The sequence below is a fragment of the Stenotrophomonas maltophilia group sp. Smal17 genome, from assembly GCF_030237045.1.
Classification (GTDB): domain Bacteria; phylum Pseudomonadota; class Gammaproteobacteria; order Xanthomonadales; family Xanthomonadaceae; genus Stenotrophomonas; species Stenotrophomonas forensis.
In genome coordinates, this window is the sequence record NZ_JASJSU010000017.1 from 33321 (window position 1) to 37706 (window position 4386).

2 protein-coding genes are annotated in these 4386 nt (G+C 69.6%); both read right to left on the reverse strand.

The genetic code is table 11. The annotated features are described in order from the left end of the window. Positions 1–39 precede the first annotated feature (39 nt). Positions 40–2346, reverse strand: coding sequence for a tetratricopeptide repeat protein (locus QRO93_RS07170; RefSeq protein ID WP_180879269.1), 2307 nt, complete (start codon positions 2344–2346; stop codon positions 40–42). A gap of 48 nt (positions 2347–2394) precedes the next feature. Then, positions 2395–4251: an ATP-binding protein gene (locus tag QRO93_RS07175; RefSeq protein WP_180879271.1), complete on the reverse strand. Its 1857-nt coding sequence runs from the start codon at positions 4249–4251 to the stop codon at positions 2395–2397. Between the last annotated feature and the right edge of the window lie 135 nt (positions 4252–4386).

Here is a 4386-nt window from a genome sequence, read left to right on the forward strand (position 1 = left end):
GCGCTGCCGGCCAGCGGCCGGCACCACCCGATACCGGGCTTACAACCCGTAGCGCTCGATCACGTCCAGGTGCGGCTGGCGGTCCTGGTCGCAGGCTTCGGCCAGGCGCAGCCAGCAGTGCGGATGTGGCCACGTCGCGGTCTGCTGCTGCAGGAAGCGGTGCAGCGCCAGCGGCGCATGGTCCTGCGGCTGGGCCACGGTGAACAGCACGCCCGGCAGGGTGCCCTCGTCCGCGTCCGGATCGGTCACGGTGTAGTCCGGGCGGCTGTGCGACCAGACCTGCCAACCCTGTGCTTCGGCGGCTTCAACAAAGGCGTTCCAGGCCTCTTCGCCCGGGTGCGCGCCATCGATCAGCCAGCTGCGGGCAAAGCCGCCGCGCTCCAGCACATGCACCTGTGCGTAGGTCGGGATGAAATGCTCGCGCGCTTCCTCCTCTTCCGGTGCCGGATGCACCAGCGCGGCATCGAACACCACCCAGTCGCCCACCTGCTGGGCGCGGTTGGCCGGTGCGTTCTCGACGATGCGCGCGGTGACCGGGCCGCTGCGGCGTGCGTAGTACTCCATCGGCTCGCCATGCTCTTCGCTGCGGATGATCACCCAGCCCCAGGGCTCCTCGACCACGCCGTCCTGGCTGGACAGCTCCATGCCGATCGCCGCCGCCGAGCGGCGCACCGCGTCCCAGTCGCGCGCCGCGCTGGCCGCGCTCATGTGGTCCCAGTGCGCGGCGTTCGGTTCTTCCAGCAGCTCCACCAGCTGCGCATAGCAGGCCTGTGCTTCGCTGAAGCGGCCGGTCTCCATGTACATCCGCGCCAGCGTACCGCGCGCACCGTGCGAGCCCGGCGATGCCTCCAGCAGAGCCAGTGCGGCCTGCTCCAGCGCCGGCCAGTCGGACACGCGGCGTGCGCGTTGCACCTCGCACCAGTGCGCGAACACCGGCACGCTGCCGCGATAGACGTCGGCCAGGCGACGCAGTCCGTCGTCGTCGCCCTGCTCGGTCAGCCAGCGCATCAGGGTGTAGGCCGCCGGGCCGTCTTCCTGCGCGTGCGCCTGCACGAACTGCCACAGCAGCGCGCGCGCCTCGGCCTGCGCACCGCAGGCAGCCAGCGCAGAAGCCGCCGTCTCGGCCAGTGCTTCGTCATCGGGCAGTTGCGCCTGCGCCTGCAGCAGCCATTGCGCCTCGCGTTCGGGGTCACGCGACTGGTTCTGCTCGCCCTGCTCGCTCAGCCAGGCCAGCAGGTCGCCCGCGGGAACCGGCAGCGGCGCCGCCTCCGGCAACGCCTCGATGCGCGCGGCCAAGCCAGCCACCAGCGCCGCCGCACCGCGGTCCTGGCGCAGCTGCGCCAGATGGGTGCGGGCCAGTGCCAGCTGGCGCTGCGCGACCCAGCGCGCACCGCGCTGCAGGGCCAGCTCCAGGCTCAGCGCAGCCACTTCGATCAGCAGGCGGTGAGAACCCACCTGGGCGAAGTGCTCGATGATGGTGGAGTAGCGCGTGCCCAGATCCCAGCTGTTGCGCGCCGGATCGCGCTGGCACAGCGCCGCGGCGGTGTTCGCCCACAGCCGCCAGTAGGTGGGGGTCAGTTCACTCCAGGGCACCAGCTGCTGCAGCGCCTCTTCATCGCGTCCCAGCTGGGCCAGCGCCCAGGCCTTGGACAGGCGGCGCGGCACCGTGCAGTTGGCCGGCTCGTACTCACCGGACGCGGCCACTTCGGCCTCGCGCTTCTCGATCAGCAGCAGCGCCTCTTCGGCGCGACCCATGCCCAGCAGGATCTTGATCTGCATTTCCGGGAAGCTGTCGAACACTTCCTTGCCACAGGCCTCGATCGCATCGGACTGCACCTGCAGGTAGTCGAGCGCATCCTGGCCGCGACCATCATCGAGCAGCGCGTCGGCCTTCTCGCAACTCAGGCACTGGAAGCAGGCCCAGCCGGGATTGATGCGCGCCAGCGTTTCATCGCACACCTCGATGCGCTCGGGCACCCAGCCGGGGCCATCGATGTTGCCGTAGCAGGCGGCCAGGTCCTGGGTCACGCAGATCGACTGCGGGCACTCCAGCGTGTCCTCGCGGTGCGCGCGCTCGAACAGCGCCACCGCTTCGCCCAGCGCGCTCTCGCCCTCGACACGATTGCCGACACGGTTGCGCAGCGCCCAATGGCCGACGTAGACGTCGACCCACGGGTTGTCCAGCGCCTTGCCCAGCGCGCGCGCCTCGGGCAGCAGCGCGTCGACGCGGTCGACACGCAGTTCACTCACCTCGTCGGCGAGGCGGTTCAGCAGGTGCGCGTTCTGCGCCTGGCCGGCCTGGCGCAGGTCGCCCTGCAGTTTTTCGACCCAGTTCCAGATGTCCATGGGATAAGTGCTCCTGTCTAGCGAAGGCTGGATGAGAGGGGGCGGTGCTCAGCGCAGCATCTGCTGCAGGGCACCGGCAATATCGGAGAAGGCGCCGTTGAGATCCGGCCCCGGCGTGGCGGTCGCGCGGGCCAGCGGACGGCCCTGCGCGGCAACGATGATCTTCAGCGAGCGCAGCAGGCGCGCCGCGGCTTCGGCCTGGGGGTGGCCCTCGCGCTGCGCGCGCAGCAGCGCCTGCACCGCCGGATTGTCGAGGTTGAGGTACAGCCGCGACGGCGCGCGCGATTCGATGCGCGCGGTGAACTGCCGCGCCAGGCGCAGCGCCGCCATCGACACACGCTTGTCGTTCTCGTCGTCTTCCAGCCGCTGCTTCAGCTCGGCCTCGCGGTCGGGCACCACCACCACCGGCAACGCCTCCGGGCTGAAGCGCGCCGGCAGCAGCTGCTCACCGTCGCCCAAATGCTCACGCAACCATGCCAACTGTGCTTCGTCGAGGCTGTCGTCGCTGCGGAACAACGCACGATTGCCCTGCTCGGTGCCGAGTTCGACCAGGCGCAGGCCCTTGGCCTGGGCCCAGCGCCGCAGGAACGGCACCACCGCATAGCGATGTCCATGCGCGACCGGCACGCCCATCGCGCGGAACAGCATTTCCTCGAAGCCGCCACCGTTGTCGAGGATCACGTGCACGGCACCGCGTGCCGGCAATGCACTGGCCGGCAGGTCGCCCTGCGAGGTCGGCACGCGCACGTGTTCCAGCAGCAGATCGAACAGGCGGTCATCACAGAGTGCCGCGCCCAGCAGCGCCTCGTTGTGACGGGTCAATACGCGCCGCCACGCTTCCGGCTGCTGCCGCGCGACGTCGGCCAGGCCGTCAATCAGCGCTTCCAGCAGCGCGTGCTGCACGGCGCGGTACTGATCATCGCGTTGCAGGTCTTCGCGGCTGGCGGTGGGCGTGAGACGGGACGATTCGATCACCCCGCCGATGAACCCGGCCCACGGCGGCAGCAGGTCGCGCGCATCATCGTCCAGCAGCATGCCGCGCACGAACACCGACAGGTTGCGGTTGTCGCTGGTGCCATAGGTGGCACCGTCCTGCACCCACAGCAGGCCGGTGGCATCACTGCCGCCATCGGCACGCAGCGGCACAGTGACGATCGGTTCGAAATCGTGCTCGAAGCGTGCGGCGAACTGCAGCGCCTGCCGGCGCGCCTGCACCGGATGCAGCGCGACATCATGCTGGCCGCGCCACGGCGGCGGCTCAGGGTTGAGCGCCTCGGCTGCGGCGCCGATGAAGATCGGCTCGGACAGCAGCGCGCAGTAGCGGCCCAGCACCTCGTGCAGGCGCGCCTCGTTGGCCAGCGGCAGGAAATCCGGATGCAGCTCCAGCTCCACCTCGGTGCCGACCGCACGTGCCGGCACTTCGCTGACGGTGTACTGCTCGGCGTTGCTGGACACGTACAGATGGCCCAGCTCGGGCGTCTGGTAGGAGGTGGTGCGCACGCTGACCCGGCGCGCCAGCACGAACGCCGACAGGAAGCCCAGGCCGAACATGCCGATCAGGCCATCGTCGTCCTCGCTGCCCTGGCGCAGGCCTCGGGTGTAACCGACGCCGACGGTGGCGAGGTAGTCATGGATTTCCTGGCGAGTCAGGCCGGCGCCGGTATCGGTGATGCGCAGCACGCCGGCACCGGCATCGACCTGCACCGCGATGCGCGAGGGCACATCGACGCCAGGCTGCTCGATGCGCCGGCGGATGATCGAGTCGTGCGCGTTCTGCACCAGTTCGCGCAGCGCCACCATCGGGGTGGAATACAGGTGCTTGCCCAGCACCGTCATCAGTCCATTGAGATCGACCCCGGCGCGACGGATTTCGGCGTTGGGGGCGGTGAGCGCGGTGTCCTGCATGTAATCGTTTACTCCTGGGCACGGAAAGACACCAGAGGGCGCCTTCGTCGAGCGGGAAAAACTAGCACAGCAAGCCTGACCGGTACCGTGTCGGCCGCCGCATCCACGTAGAGTCGAGCTTGCTCGACTGCTGTT

Bases quoted from the DNA above. Each gene is read 5' to 3' on its own strand.
- QRO93_RS07170 (WP_180879269.1), bottom strand. From the start codon at position 2,346: ATGGACATCTGGAACTGGGTCGAAAAACTGCAGGGCGACCTGCGCCAG.
- QRO93_RS07175 (WP_180879271.1), bottom strand. From the start codon at position 4,251: ATGCAGGACACCGCGCTCACCGCCCCCAACGCCGAAATCCGTCGCGCC.